18 protein-coding genes are annotated in these 19,487 nt (G+C 41.8%); 5 read left to right on the top strand and 13 right to left on the bottom strand.

What is annotated here, in order from left to right:
* The first annotated feature begins 112 nt into the window (after window positions 1-112).
* Entirely contained in the window at window positions 113-1,216 is a 1,104-nt protein-coding gene (locus E0485_RS14910) for an HD-GYP domain-containing protein (protein ID WP_132418862.1), read from the top strand.
* Between the two features lie 144 nt (window positions 1,217-1,360).
* Entirely contained in the window at window positions 1,361-1,876 is a 516-nt protein-coding gene (locus tag E0485_RS14905) for a DUF3231 family protein (RefSeq protein ID WP_132418861.1), read from the top strand.
* Between the two features lie 78 nt (window positions 1,877-1,954).
* Here E0485_RS14905 and E0485_RS14900 read toward each other — a convergent pair whose 3' ends face one another.
* The 7 genes from E0485_RS14900 to E0485_RS14870 all read right to left on the bottom strand — a co-directional run bounded on the left by E0485_RS14900 (window position 1,955) and on the right by E0485_RS14870 (window position 8,812).
* Window positions 1,955-2,563, bottom strand: a complete 609-nt coding sequence (locus E0485_RS14900) for a metalloregulator ArsR/SmtB family transcription factor (protein WP_132418860.1) — start codon at window positions 2,561-2,563, stop codon at window positions 1,955-1,957.
* A 365-nt stretch (window positions 2,564-2,928) separates the two neighbouring features.
* Complete coding sequence (sufB, locus tag E0485_RS14895; protein ID WP_132418859.1) at window positions 2,929-4,326, bottom strand: Fe-S cluster assembly protein SufB; 1,398 nt, start codon at window positions 4,324-4,326, stop codon at window positions 2,929-2,931.
* Complete coding sequence (gene sufU, locus E0485_RS14890; RefSeq protein ID WP_132418858.1) at window positions 4,327-4,764, bottom strand: Fe-S cluster assembly sulfur transfer protein SufU; 438 nt, start codon at window positions 4,762-4,764, stop codon at window positions 4,327-4,329.
* On the bottom strand, window positions 4,751-5,977 hold the full coding sequence (locus tag E0485_RS14885; protein WP_132418857.1) for a cysteine desulfurase: 1,227 nt from the start codon (window positions 5,975-5,977) through the stop codon (window positions 4,751-4,753). The genes sufU and E0485_RS14885 overlap by 14 nt, the downstream gene beginning before the upstream one ends.
* Window positions 5,974-7,275, bottom strand: a complete 1,302-nt coding sequence (gene sufD / locus E0485_RS14880; RefSeq protein WP_132418856.1) for a Fe-S cluster assembly protein SufD — start codon at window positions 7,273-7,275, stop codon at window positions 5,974-5,976. The genes E0485_RS14885 and sufD overlap by 4 nt, the downstream gene beginning before the upstream one ends.
* A 22-nt stretch (window positions 7,276-7,297) precedes the next feature.
* A complete protein-coding gene (gene sufC / locus E0485_RS14875; protein ID WP_132418855.1) occupies window positions 7,298-8,125 on the bottom strand; it encodes a Fe-S cluster assembly ATPase SufC in 828 nt (275 codons plus the stop codon).
* Window positions 8,126-8,500: 375 nt separating this feature from the next.
* Window positions 8,501-8,812, bottom strand: a complete 312-nt coding sequence (locus E0485_RS14870; protein WP_132418854.1) for a YunC family protein — start codon at window positions 8,810-8,812, stop codon at window positions 8,501-8,503.
* 207 nt (window positions 8,813-9,019) lie between these two features.
* On the opposite strand from E0485_RS14870, the gene E0485_RS14865 reads away from it, so the two are divergent.
* Window positions 9,020-9,565, top strand: coding sequence for a hypothetical protein (locus tag E0485_RS14865; RefSeq protein WP_132418853.1), 546 nt, complete (start codon window positions 9,020-9,022; stop codon window positions 9,563-9,565).
* A 56-nt stretch (window positions 9,566-9,621) separates the two neighbouring features.
* Here the strand turns inward: E0485_RS14865 and E0485_RS14860 are convergent, their stop codons facing one another.
* The 6 genes from E0485_RS14860 to E0485_RS14835 form a co-directional block, all read right to left on the bottom strand.
* Window positions 9,622-11,403, bottom strand: a complete 1,782-nt coding sequence (locus tag E0485_RS14860; protein WP_132418852.1) for a putative bifunctional diguanylate cyclase/phosphodiesterase — start codon at window positions 11,401-11,403, stop codon at window positions 9,622-9,624.
* Window positions 11,404-11,540: 137 nt separating this feature from the next.
* Window positions 11,541-11,705, bottom strand: a complete 165-nt coding sequence (locus E0485_RS25935; RefSeq protein WP_132418851.1) for a nitrous oxide-stimulated promoter family protein — start codon at window positions 11,703-11,705, stop codon at window positions 11,541-11,543.
* Between the two features lie 140 nt (window positions 11,706-11,845).
* Window positions 11,846-13,603: a glycoside hydrolase family 35 protein gene (locus E0485_RS14850; protein ID WP_132418850.1), complete on the bottom strand. Its 1,758-nt coding sequence runs from the start codon at window positions 13,601-13,603 to the stop codon at window positions 11,846-11,848.
* 134 nt (window positions 13,604-13,737) lie between these two features.
* On the bottom strand, window positions 13,738-14,847 hold the full coding sequence (locus tag E0485_RS14845; protein WP_132418849.1) for a serine hydrolase domain-containing protein: 1,110 nt from the start codon (window positions 14,845-14,847) through the stop codon (window positions 13,738-13,740).
* Between the two features lie 31 nt (window positions 14,848-14,878).
* Window positions 14,879-16,240: a (Fe-S)-binding protein gene (locus tag E0485_RS14840; protein ID WP_132418848.1), complete on the bottom strand. Its 1,362-nt coding sequence runs from the start codon at window positions 16,238-16,240 to the stop codon at window positions 14,879-14,881.
* Complete coding sequence (locus E0485_RS14835; RefSeq protein ID WP_132418847.1) at window positions 16,237-17,652, bottom strand: FAD-binding oxidoreductase; 1,416 nt, start codon at window positions 17,650-17,652, stop codon at window positions 16,237-16,239. Before E0485_RS14835 ends, E0485_RS14840 begins: the two co-directional genes overlap by 4 nt.
* Window positions 17,653-17,767: 115 nt before the next feature.
* On the opposite strand from E0485_RS14835, the gene E0485_RS14830 reads away from it, so the two are divergent.
* Together E0485_RS14830 and E0485_RS14825 are read left to right on the top strand one after the other, a co-directional pair.
* Window positions 17,768-18,472: a FadR/GntR family transcriptional regulator gene (locus E0485_RS14830; RefSeq protein ID WP_132418846.1), complete on the top strand. Its 705-nt coding sequence runs from the start codon at window positions 17,768-17,770 to the stop codon at window positions 18,470-18,472.
* A 70-nt stretch (window positions 18,473-18,542) separates the two neighbouring features.
* Window positions 18,543-19,466 carry a prenyltransferase gene (locus tag E0485_RS14825; protein ID WP_132418845.1) on the top strand — a complete coding sequence of 308 codons (924 nt, stop codon included), beginning with the start codon at window positions 18,543-18,545 and terminating at the stop codon, window positions 19,464-19,466.
* The last annotated feature ends 21 nt before the right edge of the window (window positions 19,467-19,487 follow it).

Here is a 19,487-nt window from a genome sequence, read left to right as displayed (position 1 = left end):
GAGAAGTGTTTTCATATAATTTTCATTGCGCTGTAATTTAGGAACTGTTACTATAAAACTGTTAATTGTTCTATTAATCGATATCTTCAGATATCAGTAAAGGTGACCTCGAATGAAAATAAGCATTCATAATCTTAAATCAGGAGATCAACTAATCGAAGACGTCTATAGTCATTCTGGATTGCATTTATTGTCTGCTTCTACCGTACTCGTCTCACAAGACATTCAATATCTCATTAAGCATGAAGTTGATTACGTGAGCATCAAATGGCGGGAAGTTCCACAGACAGAATCTAACCCGATACTTACACAGACAGCAGTTATGGAATCTGTCGACCAAGACGCCTCCCTTATTGAAATATCCGATCATTTATCTCCTTTCACGGTTGTTTCATTCCATGAAGCAATAGTAGGTGTCAAAGATCTATTTGATCGTGCAGCATTAAATAGTCAAATTGACATATCAGTTGTAAACGCTTCATTCTCACCTCTCATGAACAACATCAAGCAAGAGAAAGACGTAGTAAGTTTACTGCTCTCACTTGGCTCCGATGATGATTATACTTTTCAACATTGTGTACGAGTAGGTATTATCTCTTATTTCCTTGCTATTTGGCTGAACAAATCGGAACAGGAAGCAAAGTTTATTGGTAAAGCAGGCTTCTTGCTTGATATTGGCAAAAGTAAAGTTGATCCTCAAATCTTGACTAAGCCTGCTAAACTAACGCAAGAAGAATTTGAAGAAGCAAAGAAACATACAACTTATGGTTACGAGATCATCATGAATTCAATGCAGGACGAAGATCTAGCCGCTGCAGCACTGCAGCACCATGAACGCTCAGATGGATCAGGATATCCAGAAGGCAGAACCGCCGATCAAATTCACCCGATAGCCAAAATCATTGCTGTTGCTGATATTTACAGCGCTATGATCTCCAAGCGAGTGTATTCAGATGATCGCGATCTTCTCTATGTACTCAAAGAATTAAATGAAATGAGTTTTGGCAAGCTGGACCCGACAATCGTTCAAACGTTCATTAAGAACATGCTGCCTAACTTTATTAACAAGAAAGTTATCCTCACCAACGGTCAGAAGGGTACGATCATCATGACGAATCCTACGGACTTCTTCCGTCCACTCATTAAAATCGACGATAAATTTGTTGATATGACCAAGAATCGAGAGTTAGAAATCCAAACCGTGCTCATGACATAACATTTAGCTAAACAGAAGGGCTGCCTAAGTAGAAAGAAACTACTTATAAGGGCAGCCTTTATTGATTAATCCATAAAGAATAGTGTTTTTAAGATCGGGTATTATAACCATCGATGACATCAACTGACAAGGAGATTAGAATCAATGGGAATATTAAGTGGCGACCCGAAAGATGAACCTCTTCATTACGGGGAAATTTATAATATGTGGCAGTTTTCTACTGCTTCAAAAGGTTTAATATCGATTAATCGATTGTATTATTTTCATGCGGGGGATAAGGATCTAAAGGAAATCATTGAGGACGTGATCAATCAAGCTGAGCTTGAGGTTAGTGAATGTGACACAATTCTTATTGCCAACGGGATTGCAACTTCTCCATCATTACCCCAAAGACCAGAAGTTAAGTTGGAAGAAATACCTGTCGGAGCAAGATTTTCAGATCAAGAACTATCAGTTATCGTTGCTGCCGGCTTATCTGCAGGATTGGTTGGATGTAGCGCAATTATCGGAACTTCCATCAGAGAAGATGTGGGAGCTTTATTTGCTAAATATCATGCTACAAAAGCTGTAATAGGCTTGAAGATTCTTAGACTAAGCAAAGAAAAAGGCTGGGTAATCCCACCACCACTACAAGTTATGAGACCAGTTAACGATAATTAACAACTTAAATCTTCCTAAAAATAACAAAAGTCCCTATATACCTTTAAGGTACGTAGGGACTTTTACTTGTTATAGTTGTCATGACAGATCTTCCCACCTCGCCCACATTTCTTGTGGGTTTAATTCGTAAACTTCGCTTTCCCTGAACATGAATTGGTGCATAATAAATTCCCTTCGTATCGTTGCGAAATCTTCATGGAAATTTTTAATAAAATCATTGATTTCCTTCTCGCTATACTTCCGCCCTTTTTCCAACTGGGAAACTAGATGTTCCAACACAATAAGTTTTTTCTTGAGTTGAGCGGGTAGGCTTTTCAATTTCCCTTCGGATGTGAAAAAGTTTCTAATGACAGAGTCCTTCATTCGCTTATAATCATCTTGCAAAATGTCCGTACCTCCCTTGGAATTATTATCTTTTCGATAAATCAAATTTTCTGTAGCTGTGGCACTATTCTTGATAAAGTAATGATTTAATGAAAAATAAATCGTATTTTTATCCCTGCGTTCGTTAATCAGACTAGCTTCTCTTAATTTCGTAGCATGGTGAGTTATTGTTGCAGGTGTAACACATAACTTTTCCGCCAATACTTGGCCATTCATTTCTCCATCAGCGAGCAGAATTAAAATTTTTATTCTTGTAGGATCTGCAAGAGCCTTATGATAGTTGACCACCTTATCCAATTGCATTAGTCGCACCCACACTTCTAATTTAATCAATATCTAATTTAAATATTATCTAATTTAATAATCATTTAATTAGATTATATTATAAAAGGGATAAAATGTAAACTTATTTTTTGAATATAAACTATTTTACGAAAAATTATGTTTAGGCAAAATGATCCTTAACTTACTCAAGGGTCCATTATGTAGGATGAGATGGTTGCCGTCATCTTCGATGCGTCCCAAGATATCACTAGGGACAGCAGGCACACTGCATTTGTTCCAGTGGCTCAAGCTTAAATTGATTAACACAAAAAAGGTTCAACCTCATATTTCTAAGAGGTTGAACCTTTCTTATAACAACGTTGTTGCATCTAGGCTTGTTGCAATTAACCAATAGAACCTTCCATCTCAAACTTGATGAGACGATTCATTTCAACAGCGTACTCCATTGGCAACTCTTTCGTGAATGGCTCGATGAAGCCCATTACGATCATTTGAGTTGCTTCTGCTTCCGTCAATCCACGGCTCATGAGGTAGAACAATTGATCCTCAGAAACTTTGGATACAGTTGCTTCATGCTCAAGAATAATGTTATCGTTCTTGATTTCATTATATGGAATCGTATCTGAAGTGGATTGATTATCAAGGATAAGGGTATCACACTTGATATTCGATTTAGCCCCATCAGAATCACGACCGAATTGTGCAAGACCACGGTAAGTTACTTTACCGCCATGCTTGGAAATGGATTTCGAAATAATAGTTGATGTCGTATCTGGAGCAAGATGGTGAATCTTCGCACCAGCATCTTGAAGCTGACCTTTACCTGCAACTGCGATTGAAAGAACGGTACCTTTGGCACCACGGCCTTTGAGAATAACAGCTGGGTATTTCATTGTCAGCTTGGAACCGATGTTACCATCAACCCATTCCATCGTTGCATTCTCTTCTGCGACTGCACGCTTGGTTACAAGGTTATAGATATTCGGTGCCCAGTTCTGAATCGTTGTATAACGAGCACGAGAATTCTTCTTACAAATAATCTCAACAACCGCGGAGTGCAGAGAATTTGTTGAGTAGATTGGAGCTGTACAGCCTTCAACGTAGTGAACGAAGCTATCTTCATCAGTAATAATAAGTGTACGCTCGAATTGACCCATATTCTCAGAGTTAATACGGAAGTACGCTTGAAGCGGAACTTCACATTTAACACCCTTTGGTACATAGATAAAGCTTCCGCCTGACCATACCGCGGAGTTCAGTGCAGCAAATTTATTATCACTTGGCGGAACTACAGTAGCAAAGTGTTTGCGGAATAACTCAGGGTATTCACGAAGTGCAGTATCTGTATCAGTGAAAATAACCCCTTGATCCTCAAGCTCCTTTTGCATGCTGTGGTAAACAACCTCAGATTCATACTGTGCAGATACACCCGCAAGGTATTTCTGTTCAGCTTCAGGAATTCCTAGCTTGTCAAAAGTTTCCTTGATCTCAGTTGGAACCTCTTCCCATGTTTTACCTTGCTTCTCGGAAGGCTTAACATAGTACTGGATATCATCAAAATCAAGATCACTCATGTCGCCGCCCCAATTAGGCATTGGCTTGGATTGAAAAATTTCGAGTGATTTCAAGCGAAAATCCAGCATCCAATCTGGCTCGCCTTTCATCTTCGATATTTCTGCAACGATTTCACGAGTCAAGCCTTTACCTGACTGGAAAATAGATTTATGTTCATCACGAAAACCATACTTGTAATCTTCCATTTCGGGCATTTTCTTAGCCATTTATTTACCCTCCTCTGTTTTTGTTTGCTCGATGCCTTTACGAAGCGCATTCCATGCTAGCGTAGCGCATTTGATACGTGCCGGGAACTTGCATACGCCTGACAGAGCCTCAATATCTTCATATTCGAATTGAATGTCCTCGCCCTTCATCATGCTGGAAAAATCATCCACTAATAAAAGTGCGTCTTCAAGTGTTTTGCCTTTTACAGCATCCGTCATCATCGATGCCGATGACATAGAGATGGAACAACCTTCTCCGTCATACTTGGCAGCAACGACAATTCCATCTTCAATTTGCATTTGAAGCGCAATTTTGTCACCGCAAGTCGGATTGTTCAAGTTAACCGTAATCGAATCCAGGTTCTCGAACTTTCCACGATTATGCGGATGCTTATAGTGATCCATAATAACACGACGATATAAATCATCTAGTTGCATAGCCGAAGTACTCCTTTGTTTTATTTAGAGCTGCAACGAGTAGATCAATTTCCGCTTCTGTATTGTACAATGCGAAGCTTGCACGTGCTGTCGATGAAACCTGCAACCAGCGCATAAGCGGCTGACAGCAATGATGACCTGCACGAATCGCTATACCTTCAGCGTCTAATACAGTAGATACATCATGTGGATGAATATCAAGCAGGTTGAAGGTCACGAGTCCCGTCCGATCCGCACGCGGACCGTAGATCGTAACGCCCTCTACTTCTGATAGTCTATCTGCAGCATATGCTGCAAGCTGACGATCATGCGCTGCAATAGCATCCATTCCGATCTCTTCCAGAAAATCGATTGCAGCCCCAAGACCAATAGCACCCGCAATCATCGGTGTGCCTGCTTCAAATCTTGCAGGTGCATCCTTCCAAGTCGAATCATACAATTCTACTGTATCTATCATCTCGCCGCCGAATTCAATCGGCTCCATGTTGTTAAGCAGTGCTTTCCTTCCATATAGTGCCCCGATACCCGTTGGGCCACACATTTTATGTCCAGAGAAAGCGTAGAAGTCACAGCCAAGCTCCTGCATATTAACTCTCATATGTGGGGTGCTTTGAGCGCCATCAACAACCATCACTGCACCATGACGATGTGCGATCTCCGCAATCTCACGTACAGGGTTAATACAACCTAGTACGTTCGAAACATAAGTTACCGCTACGACTTTGGTGCGATCAGTAATAGTTGCTTCTACATCCGCTATTGATATTGTACCATCTGACTGAAGTGGAATATATTTTAGTGTTGCGCCAGTCGCTTTAGCTGCTTGCTGCCACGGAATAAGATTCGCGTGATGCTCCATTGGCGTAATGACGATTTCATCGCCTTCTTTGCACACGGAACGAGCATAAGATCCAGCGACCAGGTTAAGAGCAGTTGTCGTACCACGTGTAAAAATAATTTCTTCCTCTGAAGCTGCTCCGATGAAACGAGCTACCTTAGCACGTGCTGCTTCATAAGCTTCCGTCGCACGTGAACCAAGTGTATGTACACCGCGGTGTACATTGGAATGATCCGTTTCTTCATACCGCTTCATCGTTTCAATGACAGAAATCGGACGCTGCGCTGACGCGCCGCTATCCAAATAAACGAGCGGATGACCGTTTATTTCCTGCTGCAGTATTGGGAACAATTTGCGGATTTCAGAAACATTCATTGTCCAAGCTTCCTCTCAATCAAATTTTGCAGAGCTGTTTGAATCGCTTCTACAGGGATTTCCGAAACTACTGGAGCAAGGAAACCAAAAGTAATCAAACGATGTGCTTCTTCACGTGCAATACCACGTGACATCATATAGTGAACCTGTTCAGGGTTAACTTGACCTACGCTTGCAGCGTGACCTGCTTTAACATCATCCTCATCAATTAAAAGGATCGGATTCGCATCACCACGAGCGGATGGGCTAAGCATTAACACCTTTTCAGTTTGTTGACCGTTTGCACCAGTTGAGCCTTTCTCAATCTTGGTGATTCCATTAATAATCGCTGAAGAAGAATCGCGCATAACGGCACGAGTAATCATATCGCTAGATGACATTTTACCAATATGAACCGTGTTTGTCGTTACGCTTAACTTCTGTTCGCCTGATCCAACGAGCACAATCTTGGTGTCTGAATTAGAACCATTGCCGTTCAAAATCGCTGTCGTATCGGACATACCATTACCATCGCTCATATCACCGACAACGAAATTCACTGTAGCATCCTGTGCCACAGTAGCACGGCGATAGCTTAAATCAGTTACATTCTCATTCAAACCATGAACGGATGCCACATTTACAGTAGCGCCTGCGCCAACTACTACTTCTACAATACCATTATGAGTAAGCTTTGCACCAGTAGCAGAAGCTGTTGATAATAAATGATCAACATAGGTCACAGACGAATTGTCTTCAGCAACGATTAGGACATGCGGTACGAATCTTGCATCATGATCCTCTGACAAGAACAACGCTTGTAGAGGAATGGATACATTCACATTCTTCGGTACGTATAGGAATACGCCGCCGCTCCATAATGCAGCATGAAGTGCTGTCAATTGATTCTCGTCTTTGCGAACAACGGTCATGAAATGCTTGCGAACAAGCTCACCATGAGATTGTAGTGCATATCCAAGATCTGTGAAAATCACGCCTTGAGCGGCCAGCTCTTCGCTTAGATTGGTATAAACAGCATCTGAATTACGTTGAATTACAACATTATCATTCGTTACGAATGATTGTACGGACTCTGGCAACTCGCTAATGGATGCGATTGCTGCTGATGATTTATAGGAACCGTAAGCATGTACATCCCAACGGTCGACTCTTGTTTTCTCTAACTTAGGTAATTCCAACGATCTAGCAAGTTCAGTAGCCTCTGAACGAAGAGTAGTCATCCATTCAGGCTCGCCTTTAACTTTGGACAATTCCGTTACAGACGCCAGATCAATCGGAAGGATAGCTTGTTCTGTCATGTGAATTCCTCCTAAAAGTTAATTATCTTGGCGCTTTTGTGTTCATTGGAACTTGAAATTCTTCCTCTTCTTGACCAACTGTTTCGTCAACAATTCCTAGCTCTTCCTTAATCCAATCATATCCTTCGTTCTCAAGACGTTGTGCCAACTCAGGACCGCCAGATTTCACAATACGGCCTTGCATCATAACGTGTACGAAGTCAGGTGTGATATAGTTAAGTAAACGTTGGTAGTGCGTAATGATCAGGAATGCACGATCTTCGCTGCGCAGGCTGTTAACGCCATTAGCTACGATACGAAGCGCATCAATATCTAGACCGGAGTCAATCTCATCCAGAATAACTAAGCTTGGCTCAAGCAGCATCATTTGAAGAATTTCATTACGTTTCTTCTCGCCGCCTGAGAAACCTTCATTTAAATAACGGTGTGCGAACTCAGGGTTCATCTCAAGATCTTTCATCTTGGCTTCCATTTGACGAATGAAACGAATTAATGAAATCTCATTGCCTTCCTCACGGCGTGCGTTAATCGCAGAGCGCAAGAAGTCAGCATTCGTTACACCTGTAATTTCACTTGGATATTGCATGGCAAGGAATAGACCAGCACGTGCTCTTTCGTCAACTGCCATTTCCAGAAGATCTTCATCATTAAATGTAACTGAACCGCCCATTACCTCATACTTCGGATGACCCATTAGTGTAGAAGCAAGCGTACTTTTACCTGTTCCGTTAGGTCCCATGATAGCATGTACTTCGCCGCCCTTTATATCAAGGCTTAAGCCTTTAAGGATTTCTTTACCTTCAATTTCCGCTCTTAAGTCTTCAATCGTTAATCTAGGTGATTTTGACATATTCAAAGCCCTCCAATATACAAGTATATTTTTCAATTAATAATCATTCTAAATTGATTATCAATGATTCTCAATACATATAAGTTTATTATATATCGAATACAAAAATCAATAAAGGCCATTTTTCACTAAACTATAACAAATATCACAGCAATATTATTAATTTTCATAATTCAATTATTCAAACCATGAACCAATCAGCCTTATTATAGCGTAAACAAAGGGTTATTCAAGTTTTGGCCCTAAGCGCCAATAGTTAATTACCTCCAATAATGTGTCTGAATTGTGACTAAACAATCAAAAAAGAGTCAGCCGCAATTACGACTAACTCGTGAACTTTCGTCATTTATTCATTTTATTGATATAATCAACTAGTCATTCATGCTGCAGCATTTTCTCAATTGCCTCTCGTCCTGTAATACCAGCTACAATTCCCATGGATGCGGCTGTTTCTGTAACGGATTCCAAAGGCATAGTAAGCAGATCTTCAATCGTTCGCACACCGGTAGCCCTTGCAGCAATAATCTGCCGATCCTTAAGTCGTTCATTCAGCAATCCTACGTCCAGGGCGCCACACATGATATAGCCAATCTTGGTCGTAATGGCGATTAATGTTGTTTTCGGAAGCTTTACTTCAATTGCCATAGCTGTGCGTCCATTTATATCAACTGGTTCCATACGAATCATGACATCCGCTCATCCTTTACATTCAAGATTCATGCATATCGCATTATATGCTCATTTGTCACAAACCGTTCAACTATTGAAGTTTGTACGATTATCTCCTACTAAAGACTCATTTGTTCAGCATTATCGACATGTTATATTTATACCTAAAGTCGTATAGATGAACGGTTTCAAATAATTTTACTGGATTAAGGTAGTGATAAAGTCATGAGTTCCAATCAGAATAATAAATCCGGTTATTTATTTACTGTTGAAATTTTGTTAGAAGAATTATCGAATGGACTAGCCTTGGAAAAGTTAATGCAAACCCTTAACCGCTCAGATGCAGTTAAGGATTATAAAATAGTGAATGGTGTTGAACTGGGTAAGCTAATCGATTTAAATAAATCGGCCAAATCGTCTGATTCTCGCGTAGAGAATGCGATGAAATCCGATTTCTCCAAACCAATTGGATTAAAGTCAGGCACTGTAATCGCTGCTCCATCCAAATCCCCCAATAAACTATCCGATGCAAAGCCCAAAGCAATCAATTCTGCTGGCTCCAAAGCATGGTTAGACCGATTCACCAAATTAAAGAACGACAATTCACTCGTACGACTGCATGTCGTTCAGGGAAAAGGATTAACATTTGATCTTCCTTGCCGTATTCTCCATATTTCATCGGAAGAAGAAACATTGACCGTTTATCATGTGGATGAGAAGAAAGTATTTACTTATAAGTTTAATGAGATCGATAACATAACGACTAGTTAACAAGAAAAAACGCATCCGACTTTGAAGGTCGAATGCGTTTTTTCTATATTAAACCGTTATTGAACTGCTTGCTCCAGTAAAGATCCCATTGTATCCGACGGGACAGGTGGAGAGAACAAGAAGCCCTGCACTTCATCACACTGCTTCTCCTGTAGAAATTGCAGCTGTTCCTTTGTCTCTACGCCTTCGGCAATCACCTTGAGATTAAGCTGCCTAGTCATCGCTATAATCGTAGATACGATGGTCGCATTGTTCGGATCTAGCAGCATATCATTCACGAATGAACGATCAATTTTGAGCTTATCAATCGGGAACTGCTTAATATAAGATAGGGAACTATAGCCTGTTCCAAAATCATCAATAGCCACTTGAACCCCAAGCTTCTTAAGCTTATTGAGCCAATCTGAAGCATGCTTAACGTCCATCGTCATGCTCTCTGTAATTTCAATTTCCAAGTACTTTGGAGGAAGTCCTGTATCTACCAACACTTCAGAAATTTTGTTCTTTATCCCATGTTCAGAGAATTGTCGCATGGACAAATTAACGGATACGGGCACATGCAATAGTCCTTGATCCTGCCACGCTTTATTCTGTCTGCATGCTTCGTATAGCACCCAGTCTCCTAGCTGAACAATGAAGCCGGTTTCTTCAGCTAATGGTATAAATTCTTTAGGAGGAATCATCCCTTTGGTCGGATGCATCCAGCGAACCAATGCCTCCATACCAATGATTTGGCCTGTATGTATATCGACTTGCGGTTGATAATGCAGAATGAATTCTTGGTTAGAAATAGCATGACGCAGCTCATTTTCCAACTTAAGACGCTGAATCGAATAGGTTTCCATCGCCACATGGAACACCTGAATATTACTTTTTTCCTTATCCTTAGCTTGCGTAAGTGCAATATTAGCATTCTTCATCAATATATCTGCTGTATCTTTCTCATTAAGATGCAGTACGATTCCAATACATATGTAGATATAGACCTCCTGCTGATCAACGACGAATGGTTGCTCCATTACACTAGCAATTGATTGCGCGAGCTCTAAGGCATGGTCAATATCCTTTACATTCGGATAACAGAAAGCGAATTGATCACCCTCCGATCTTGCGAGTATGTCGTTCTCACCTATACAACGCATAAACCGTTCTGCTAGCTGCAAGAGCACCATATTTCCATGTTCAAATCCAAAAGACTCATTAATAATTCTAAAATCAATAACATCCGCATAGAACACCGCAAGCTTGTTTCCCTCTTGCTTTGGCGTCGTTCGTAATAGCTTACTAAGCTCTTCCTGAAACAATTGCCTATTCGGCAATCCCGTCATATCATCATAGAATGACATATGCCTTATATGCTCACCAAATCGTTTGCGTTCTGTGACATCCTCGCAAATAACGAGATAACCCTGTGCCGCAGTTTCATCCAATATTACTGGAACAGCAGATGATTTAAGCTCAACACGATATCCCTGCTCATGCTTGGCAGCAGTCATTAGACCTGTAACTCCTGCGCCTGGCTGCTGTTGAAGCTTAGCTTGCACACTCAGTGGTTGATCTTCCTCAAGAACGAATGAACCAAGAGATTTCTGTAATATTTCTTCTTCCATGTAGCCCAGCATATTTTTGAAGGCTGAATTGACTCTTATTATTCTTTCATCACAATCCAGAACCGCAACACCATTCATACTATTAATAAATAAAGTGTCAAATAAAGACTGGTCAGGTTCAGGCTTGTTCATTTGCTGTGTACGGACTACACATATTCTTTTATAGACCAACATCACAAATACAATAAAAATGATCCCACCGCAGAATCCATAAATCCAAGTCACCATTATTCCTCCTAGGACCAAATGAGCTCATTTTCTACTCGCATAAATTCTACAAAATACTATAAAATTCCTGCTTAATTTAATGTAAAATATATAAATATGTAGAATTACAGAGAATATTGTCGTTATTAGAAGAATTATTAGTCTATTTTGTGCCAAATTGGAACAATTTCAACGTTTTCTTGAACTGACACATGGCGTATAGCCAAGTTCGGATTTCGAATATTCATCCGAGGCCCTGCATATTGCATCACTTGCTTCATTTGCTCCCGATAAATGGGATGATATCCGTGCTTTACGATCATTTTTCGTCACTATTTTCATTTATTTTATCATTACCGTTCGTAAATTTCCTGTAAATTACTTACAGACTAAAAGTATTCATTAGCATTTATTTCTACAACAAAAAAACCACAAAAGCAGTGATGCTTTCGTGGAATTCATTTCATCCCAATATGGGATAATCGATTAACTTGACGCTAGGTGAAAAGGAATTAGCTGCGTGAAGCTCAAATATAGTAATCTCATTACGCCCTGCTCTCAGCAGTGGTGCCGGTATGTATAAGGTTTGCTGAGGACCAATCTCAAAGTAGCGTCCGAGATTAAATCCATTCACATAAGCGATGCCTTTATGCCAGCCTTCCATGAGTAAGAACGTATCTGCAACATCTTCAACCTCGAAGCTCCCCTGATAGAAGACTGGCTGCTCTTTGATCTGCTGAATAGACGTAAATTCCAACTGAGATATATCATCAAGCGTAAGTGAATGCACGGTCCAATTATATAAGAATTGAAGACCAAGTCTGACACCCTCCGTAATTCCCTTGCGATCACACAAATAGGGACCGTAATTCGTTCTCCCCATATTTTCCACCAAAATAGTGAGCTTGCACGCTCGCTTTGGAATATCAACGAGAAGACTCGTTTCATTCTGCATGCGATCGATCACACCTTGATACACATCATCCAAATAGATGAGCGCTCGATCACGCACATGCTGAAGGGTCAATTGCGTATGCTCATAAGGTCCGATTACAGTTGTCGTGTACATGATAAAGCCATAGTCCTGTCCATAGAATTCCATTGGCTCAGGCTTCGTAGAGCGAATACCGCTTGAGAGCTTGCTTAAAGACTCAAATAAGCCTGCTTGCTTGTCCAGGAACACTTCCCCATAGGCTTTCTTGTGAATAGGCGCTGGCAGCTCGACAGAAGGAAGTGCTAAGTATTTGCCAACAACATCACGAATTGCGTAATACTTCTCCGTTAAATCACCACATTCGCTTATTGGACTGTCATAATCATAGCTTGTTGTCGTCGCTTTATAGCTATTCCCGTCATTATTGTTCGCACCGTTCATAAATCCGAAGTTGGTTCCACCGTGGAACATATAAAAGTTAACAGAAGCGCCTATTGCCAGCATCTCATCCAGTACAGCAGCGACATCCTTGGCATCCCTTGTATGATGTTGAGTTCCCCAATGATCGAACCAGCCATTCCAATATTCCATACACATCAGGGGACCATCAGGCTGATACTCTCGCAATGTAGCAAAAGACTGAGTAGGCTTCGTGCCAAAATTAACGGTCTCCAGTACGCCTGGCACCATACCTCCGTTCAGCATAAAGTCTCCCGGTCCATCAGATGTGAATAGAAGGACATCGATTCCGCGACTTATCATGGATTCTTTCAAATAATTCAAATAATTAACGTCATTGCCGTAACTTCCATATTCGTTCTCAATCTGCATCGCGATAATCGGTCCGCCATTCGTACATAAGAGAGGTCTGAGCTTCGGAAGCAACACATCATAGTAAGCATCCACTTTATCCAAGAAAGGTTGATAATCACTTCGCAGCTGCATTCCAGGATCAGCTAACAGCCAAGCTGGCATGCCGCCAAACTCCCACTCTGCGCAAATATATGGACTTGGCCTAACAATCACATGCAGACCGAGTTCACCTGCTAGTTGAATGAATGATACAACATCCGCCATACCCTCAAAATTAAACTGCCCTTCCACACGCTCATGCACATTCCATGCTACATACGTTTCGACTGTGTTGAATCCGCATGCCTTCAGCTTCAGCAATCGATCTTTCCAGTATGCGGGGACGACCCTGAAATAGTGAATAGCTCCAGAAATTAACTGTATCCGTTCCTCATTGTACAAAAAATGCTGCTGTTCCACCCGAAATGTTGCCATCTGCTGCCTCCTTTTATAACATCTGATATTCCTATCATACTAAAATTCAGACCACAAAAGTTATAAAATTCTAATATATGTTACGCACAAAAAAACGCCCATTCCCTAAGGAATGAGCGTTCCGAACATATAATTTAAATGATTGCCGATACAACTGCATTATGGAAGCATTCACGTAGTCTAGCTACGGATGTGCTGCGGCCATGATGCACCCGATTCGTTAATAGCACGACACTAAGCTCGTTCACTGGATCAATGTAGAGACTTGTACCTGTGAAGCCTGTATGACCGTAGGTCGCATTCGATAACAAATCGCCAGAAGCATCATACTTATCACCTTTAAGCTGCCAGCCGATTCCACGATTGCCGCCAACAATTCCACCGGTTTTGGATACGATTGAAGCTTCCATTACAACTCTGGACAGAAGCTGTTCACCGTTAACGATACCACCGTCTAACCACATTTGGGCAAAAAGAGACAGATCGCTAACCGTTGAGAACACGCCTGCATGTCCGCAAATTCCGCCAAGCGCACGTGCATTCTCATCATGTACGATTGCGTGCAAATGCTCTCCAAGGGCGGAATCATACTCTGTCACAGCAATTCGAGATTTAAGCTGTTCAGGCATAATGAATCCGGTATCTTTCATGCCCAGTGGCTGATACAAGAATTGATCCGCTGCTTGATCAAGCGGCATTCCCAATATCGTCGTAATAATTTCACCTAGCAAAATGAAACCTAGGTCGCTGTAAATAATCTTCGTCCCAGTCTCGTATTCCAAGGTGGATTGATAGATAAAGCTCATAATCTTCTCACGGCTCCAGCCATGCGTATGCATATCATAGAATGGAGCAAGACCCGAAGTATGTGTTAGCAAATGGCCTACTGTGACATGTGTTTTATTCATAGATGCGAATTCTGGCAGGTAGAAGCTAACAGGATCTTTGAGCCGAACTTTACCTTGTTCGATTAACATGAGCATAAGTGGTAATGTGGCTACTACTTTGGTAAGAGAAGCTACATCATAGATCGTGTCGTAATTTACAGGATCTTGCTTGCCATTCACTTCACTAGCATAGCCAGCAGCAAAACGGACACTGTGTCCATGACGCGTCACCATTGCCACTGCAGAAGGTGTTATTCCTCTTGCAATTTCAGATCGAATCACATTCCATGCGTTCTGCAGCCTAACTGGAGATAACCCCATCGTTTCAGCCGCTTGATCATCTTTAAGCTCAACCATTGTCTCAAAATCACTCCTATTAGAAAAGTTTCTATTTCTCCTCTACTGCATGGATTCGTTCATATAGGAAATCGACGATATGCACAGCCTTCATCTGATCAGACATGTTCTCGCGCTCAATGCCCAGCTTCATCTGAAGCAGACAACCCGGATTGCTCGTTAGCAAATAATGCGCCTTCGTTTCTTTAACATGCTCCATTTTGTGATCTAGGATCTGAAGCGACATTTCCGGTTGAACCAGATTGTAAATTCCTCCTGAGCCGCAGCAAGTGTCAGAGCCTTGCAGCTCGATAAACTTCACATTTGCTGCCCGAGCGATCAGATTCCGTGGTGCGTTGCTTGATTTCATCACATTGCGCAAATGACAGGAATCCTGATAAGTGATCGGCGTCGGTTCATCCGCATTATCTTGAAAAGTAGGAATATTGCCTTTTTCAAGAACGATTTGACTTACATCTCTGACGCTTTCGGCAAAATGCTTCGCCTGTTCCGCATAGTTCGGATCATCATGCAATAGATGACTATATTCGACAAGAAGTGCGCCACAACCTCCTGCGTTCGAAATAATATAATCTACGTCAGCCTCTTGGAATACTTTAATATTGTTTCGCGCATGCTCCTTCGCCTGTTCAAGCTCCCCACTATGCGCATAGAGAGCTCCGCAGCAGCTTTGCGCTTCAGGAATAACAACATTAAATCCTGCTTCTGACAACAGCTTAACCGTGTTTATATTCGTCTCTGTAAACAATACGTCCATAATACAGCCTCTGAACATACCGACTGTTGCAATCGGCTTGCCCTTAGCTGGGTAATATGTACCTAAATGCTCAACAACACCTTTAGACGAAGCATCTGGCAATATCGTTTCCATCTGCTTCATATGTGTCGGGAATACCTTCATGAATCCAGTCTTGCGGATTAACCATCTCAAGCCATAACGCTGATAAGTTTTCATCCCGAAGCCCATGATTCGAACTCTTCCGTGATTAGGAAATACATGCTTGAAGGCGAGATTGCGGGCGGATTTCACCCACCATCTATGCTTTGCGCTATCTTCCATCGCTGCTTTCGTGCCTTCAATCAGATGCCCATATTTAACATCGGCAGGACACACAGGCTCACAAGCACGACAGCCGATACATAAGTCCATCTGAGCGCGGAACGTCTCGTCTGGTTCCATAATGCCATCGACAACAGCCTTCATTAAAGCAATTCGTCCGCGAGGGGACGCTGCTTCATAGCCTGTCTCCTTGAATGTTGGACAAGCAGCTTGGCAGAAGCCACAACGCATACAATTCGTTAATTCATCATAACTGAGCGATAGCATCATCCGCTCGGCAAGTGGATCTTTGGAAGCAGTAGCAACTAGCGGTTTAATGGATGTTTGGCTCATTGTTGAACCACCACCCTTTTGCGTGACTCTTTAGCAAAGATTTTGTTCGGATTCATAATGTTGTTTGGATCAAAAGCACGTTTAATGCCTTTCATCAATTCAATTCCAGCAGGTCCAACTTTCCATTCTAGATAAGGCGCTTTCACCATACCAACGCCATGCTCACCTGTAATTGTCCCGCCAAGTCGAATCGCTGCTTCAAATATTTCATCAAATGCAAGCTCCACACGATGAATTTCATCATGATCGCGAGCATCCGTCGCACAAGTCGGGTGCAGATTGCCGTCACCAGCATGACCGAAGGTACAGATCGGCACGTTATATTTTTGTGCGATTCGATTAATCTCTAGAACCATATCGGCAATTTTGGAACGAGGAACAGTGGCATCTTCCAGAATCGTAGTTGGCTTAATACGAGCTAATGTGGACAATGCGCTGCGGCGAGCCATCATCAGCTTACCCGCTTCCTCTGCATTGCTTGCTACTTTTACTTCGGCTGCATTCTGTTCTTCACAAATACGAATCATCGCATCGATATCTTGATTCACGACGTTCTCGTCCAAGCCATCTTGTTCAATTAATAGAACCGCTTCCATATCCGTAGGAAGTCCGATTTTGTTGAATTCTTCAACAACTCGAAGGGTAGGATTATCGATAAATTCTAGCGTAGCAGGGATGATGCGGTTGCCGATGATTTTGCTCACACTGGTTGCTGCATCATGAATATTCTTATACATCGCAAGCATCGTTTTCTTATACTTCGGCGCAGGAAGCAGCTTCACAATCGCTTCTGTAATAATCGCAAGCGTACCTTCTGAACCTACTAACAGCTTCGTTAAGTCATAGCCTGCTACATCCTTATATAACTTGCCGCCAGTTCGAATAATCTCACCGGATGGCAGAACAGCTTCAAGCCCAATTACATAGTCTTTGGTCGTACCATATTTTAAACCTCTTAATCCACCAGCACATTCCATGATGTTGCCGCCAAGCGTAGAAATAACCATACTGCTCGGATCTGGCGGATAGAAGAGTCCGTGTTTCTCTACGGCCATATGAAATTCTTTCGTATTCAGGCCAGGCTGAACCGTTGCGGTCAAATTGTCGGTATCAATCTCAATAAGCTTGTTCATCTTGTTCATGACCATAACAACGCCGCCTTCGACTGGGATCGTCCCAGCAGACAAGTTGCTGCCCGCTCCTCTACCAACTACAGGTATACGATGCTCATTAAGTACTTTAAGAATTTCGGAAACCTGCTGTGTTGAGCTAGGGAAAATGACACCGTCTGGGAGTTGTTGGTACATAGGAGTTGCGTCATAGGAATAAGCGACAAGAGCCTCTTTATCCTCCTTGAAATTAGCTTCACCAACAATATTGCGAAGCTTCTGACTTATTAAAGAGTCGATCATGGGGTATACCTCCAATAGTTTATAATTGATCAGGTGATCAGATGACTTTTGATACATTATAACTTATACTAAAATAGATGTATATTCATTTTAGATTAATTTTATGGAGGTTCTTATGTCGTTCAATATGGTGAGGCCCCCCAAAGGCTCTGAAATAGTACAGCAACACTTATTAAATCGAATTGTATCAGGGGAATACTCACCTGGCAGCCGACTGCCTACAGTAGCTGATCTGGCTAATGGCTATGATGTCGGTCGTTCCACGATAAGAGAAGCACTAAGTGCGCTCAAAGCGATGGGATATATTGATATCAAGCATGGTGGCGGCACCTTCGTCAGCAAACAATTGCCAATCGAAAACGACCCGAATAAGAACGTATTATCTCCATCAATGGATTCACTCAGGGAAGTTATTGAAGCGCGGAAATATATCGAATCAGGCTGTTCAGCGCTTGCGGCTGAGCGACGCACAGAGGAGGATCTTGAAGCTTTAGAGCAAATTATCCAGCTTATGATTAATTCTGTTGACGATGAGACGCAAAGTGAAGTAGCGGATGCAGCCTTTCATTTGCAGATTGCACAAGCAAGCCATAACCGACTAATGATCCAATTAATGGAATCCCTCAATCAGCGTATCGGAGAGAGTATTGGAGAATCTCGCAAACTATGGTTCTATAGTGAACGCGCGACTGCTGAACGGTTGCTAGCAGAGCATTTATCGATTTACGAAGCCATCAAAACCAAAAATTCCGTGCTAGCTAGTAATACCATGCTGCAACATTTATCCAAAGTCGAACAAGTCACCAAAAAGCATCTCTAGATTCTTTAGCTCTAAATGATTTATACTATTCTTATTTGTACTTATCGCTACAATGGAGGTAAAAATCAGCATGAGCCAAGTTAAGCTTTATATGAAAGCATCACGTATTCAAGTTCTACCGATCATGCTCATTCCCGTTATCCTCGGCGCTTTAGCCGCTTATGTTTGGGCAGGCAAATTCCATGCGCTGCTTTTGATCATCACATTAATAGGTTCCGGTGCAGCGCATTTATTTTCTAATCTGATCAATGATTTATGGGATTATCGTAATGGGGTGGATGTCGCTGCGAAGGAAATGGATGGCACGATTTCCACAAACTCAGGATTTCTGGCAAGCGGAACGATGAAGGAAGAAACATTCGCACGATTCACATGGATTATTTTTAGCATTGCTGTACTAGCTGCGATTCTACTATCTATAATGAGCGGCTGGCCTGTGATCGTATTCGGTGCACTAGGTGGATTTATCGCCTATTTCTACGTGGCTCCGCCTCTTAAATTTGGCTATCGAGGCAAAGGCTACAGTGAGATTGGGATTCTGCTAGCTTTCGGTGTATTGCCAATTGCAGGCTCTTATTATGTGCAGACGAGCAGCTTTGATTACCGTGCCATTCTATTGTCACTTCCAATTGGACTCTTAACAACACTGATCTTGTTTAATCATCACTTTCTGCATTGGCAGGCTGATAAACAATCTGGCAAGAAAACGCTGGTTGTTGTTTGGGGTGAGGATCGCGCACTCGGATTCTCTAAGCTGCTGCTATTTCTAGCATACGCTTCTCTACTATTGTGCATTATATTAGAGATATTGCCTTTCTACGCCCTAATTGGCATACTTACGGCAATTCCGCTTTATTTGACTTACGGCCGACTGAACCGAGCTAATCGGGCTTTCGGATTTTTACCGTTAATGAAAGCATCCCTTAAAGCAACAATCAACTGTGGCATGATTATGATGATCTCGCTCATTATCCAAGGCTTACTGCAATCCTAAATTATTTACACAAGGAGACTT

Origin of the sequence: Paenibacillus albiflavus, from assembly GCF_004344915.1 — a bacterium.
Lineage (GTDB): Bacteria > Bacillota > Bacilli > Paenibacillales > NBRC-103111 > Paenibacillus_AM > Paenibacillus_AM albiflavus.
This window is presented reverse-complemented; position numbering and strand designations above follow the sequence as displayed.

Excerpts from the sequence above, each read along its gene's own strand:
- E0485_RS14910 (WP_132418862.1), top strand. The coding sequence starts at position 113 with ATGAAAATAAGCATTCATAATCTTAAATCAGGAGATCAACTAATCGAA.
- E0485_RS14905 (WP_132418861.1), top strand. The coding sequence starts at position 1,361 with ATGGGAATATTAAGTGGCGACCCGAAAGATGAACCTCTTCATTACGGG.
- E0485_RS14900 (WP_132418860.1), bottom strand. The coding sequence starts at position 2,563 with ATGCAATTGGATAAGGTGGTCAACTATCATAAGGCTCTTGCAGATCCT.
- sufB (WP_132418859.1), bottom strand. The coding sequence starts at position 4,326 with ATGGCTAAGAAAATGCCCGAAATGGAAGATTACAAGTATGGTTTTCGT.
- sufU (WP_132418858.1), bottom strand. The coding sequence starts at position 4,764 with ATGCAACTAGATGATTTATATCGTCGTGTTATTATGGATCACTATAAG.
- E0485_RS14885 (WP_132418857.1), bottom strand. The coding sequence starts at position 5,977 with ATGAATGTTTCTGAAATCCGCAAATTGTTCCCAATACTGCAGCAGGAA.
- sufD (WP_132418856.1), bottom strand. The coding sequence starts at position 7,275 with ATGACAGAACAAGCTATCCTTCCGATTGATCTGGCGTCTGTAACGGAA.
- sufC (WP_132418855.1), bottom strand. The coding sequence starts at position 8,125 with ATGTCAAAATCACCTAGATTAACGATTGAAGACTTAAGAGCGGAAATT.
- E0485_RS14870 (WP_132418854.1), bottom strand. The coding sequence starts at position 8,812 with ATGATTCGTATGGAACCAGTTGATATAAATGGACGCACAGCTATGGCA.
- E0485_RS14865 (WP_132418853.1), top strand. The coding sequence starts at position 9,020 with ATGAGTTCCAATCAGAATAATAAATCCGGTTATTTATTTACTGTTGAA.
- E0485_RS14860 (WP_132418852.1), bottom strand. The coding sequence starts at position 11,403 with ATGGTGACTTGGATTTATGGATTCTGCGGTGGGATCATTTTTATTGTA.
- E0485_RS25935 (WP_132418851.1), bottom strand. The coding sequence starts at position 11,705 with ATGATCGTAAAGCACGGATATCATCCCATTTATCGGGAGCAAATGAAG.
- E0485_RS14850 (WP_132418850.1), bottom strand. The coding sequence starts at position 13,603 with ATGGCAACATTTCGGGTGGAACAGCAGCATTTTTTGTACAATGAGGAA.
- E0485_RS14845 (WP_132418849.1), bottom strand. The coding sequence starts at position 14,847 with ATGGTTGAGCTTAAAGATGATCAAGCGGCTGAAACGATGGGGTTATCT.
- E0485_RS14840 (WP_132418848.1), bottom strand. The coding sequence starts at position 16,240 with ATGAGCCAAACATCCATTAAACCGCTAGTTGCTACTGCTTCCAAAGAT.
- E0485_RS14835 (WP_132418847.1), bottom strand. The coding sequence starts at position 17,652 with ATGATCGACTCTTTAATAAGTCAGAAGCTTCGCAATATTGTTGGTGAA.
- E0485_RS14830 (WP_132418846.1), top strand. The coding sequence starts at position 17,768 with ATGTCGTTCAATATGGTGAGGCCCCCCAAAGGCTCTGAAATAGTACAG.
- E0485_RS14825 (WP_132418845.1), top strand. The coding sequence starts at position 18,543 with ATGAGCCAAGTTAAGCTTTATATGAAAGCATCACGTATTCAAGTTCTA.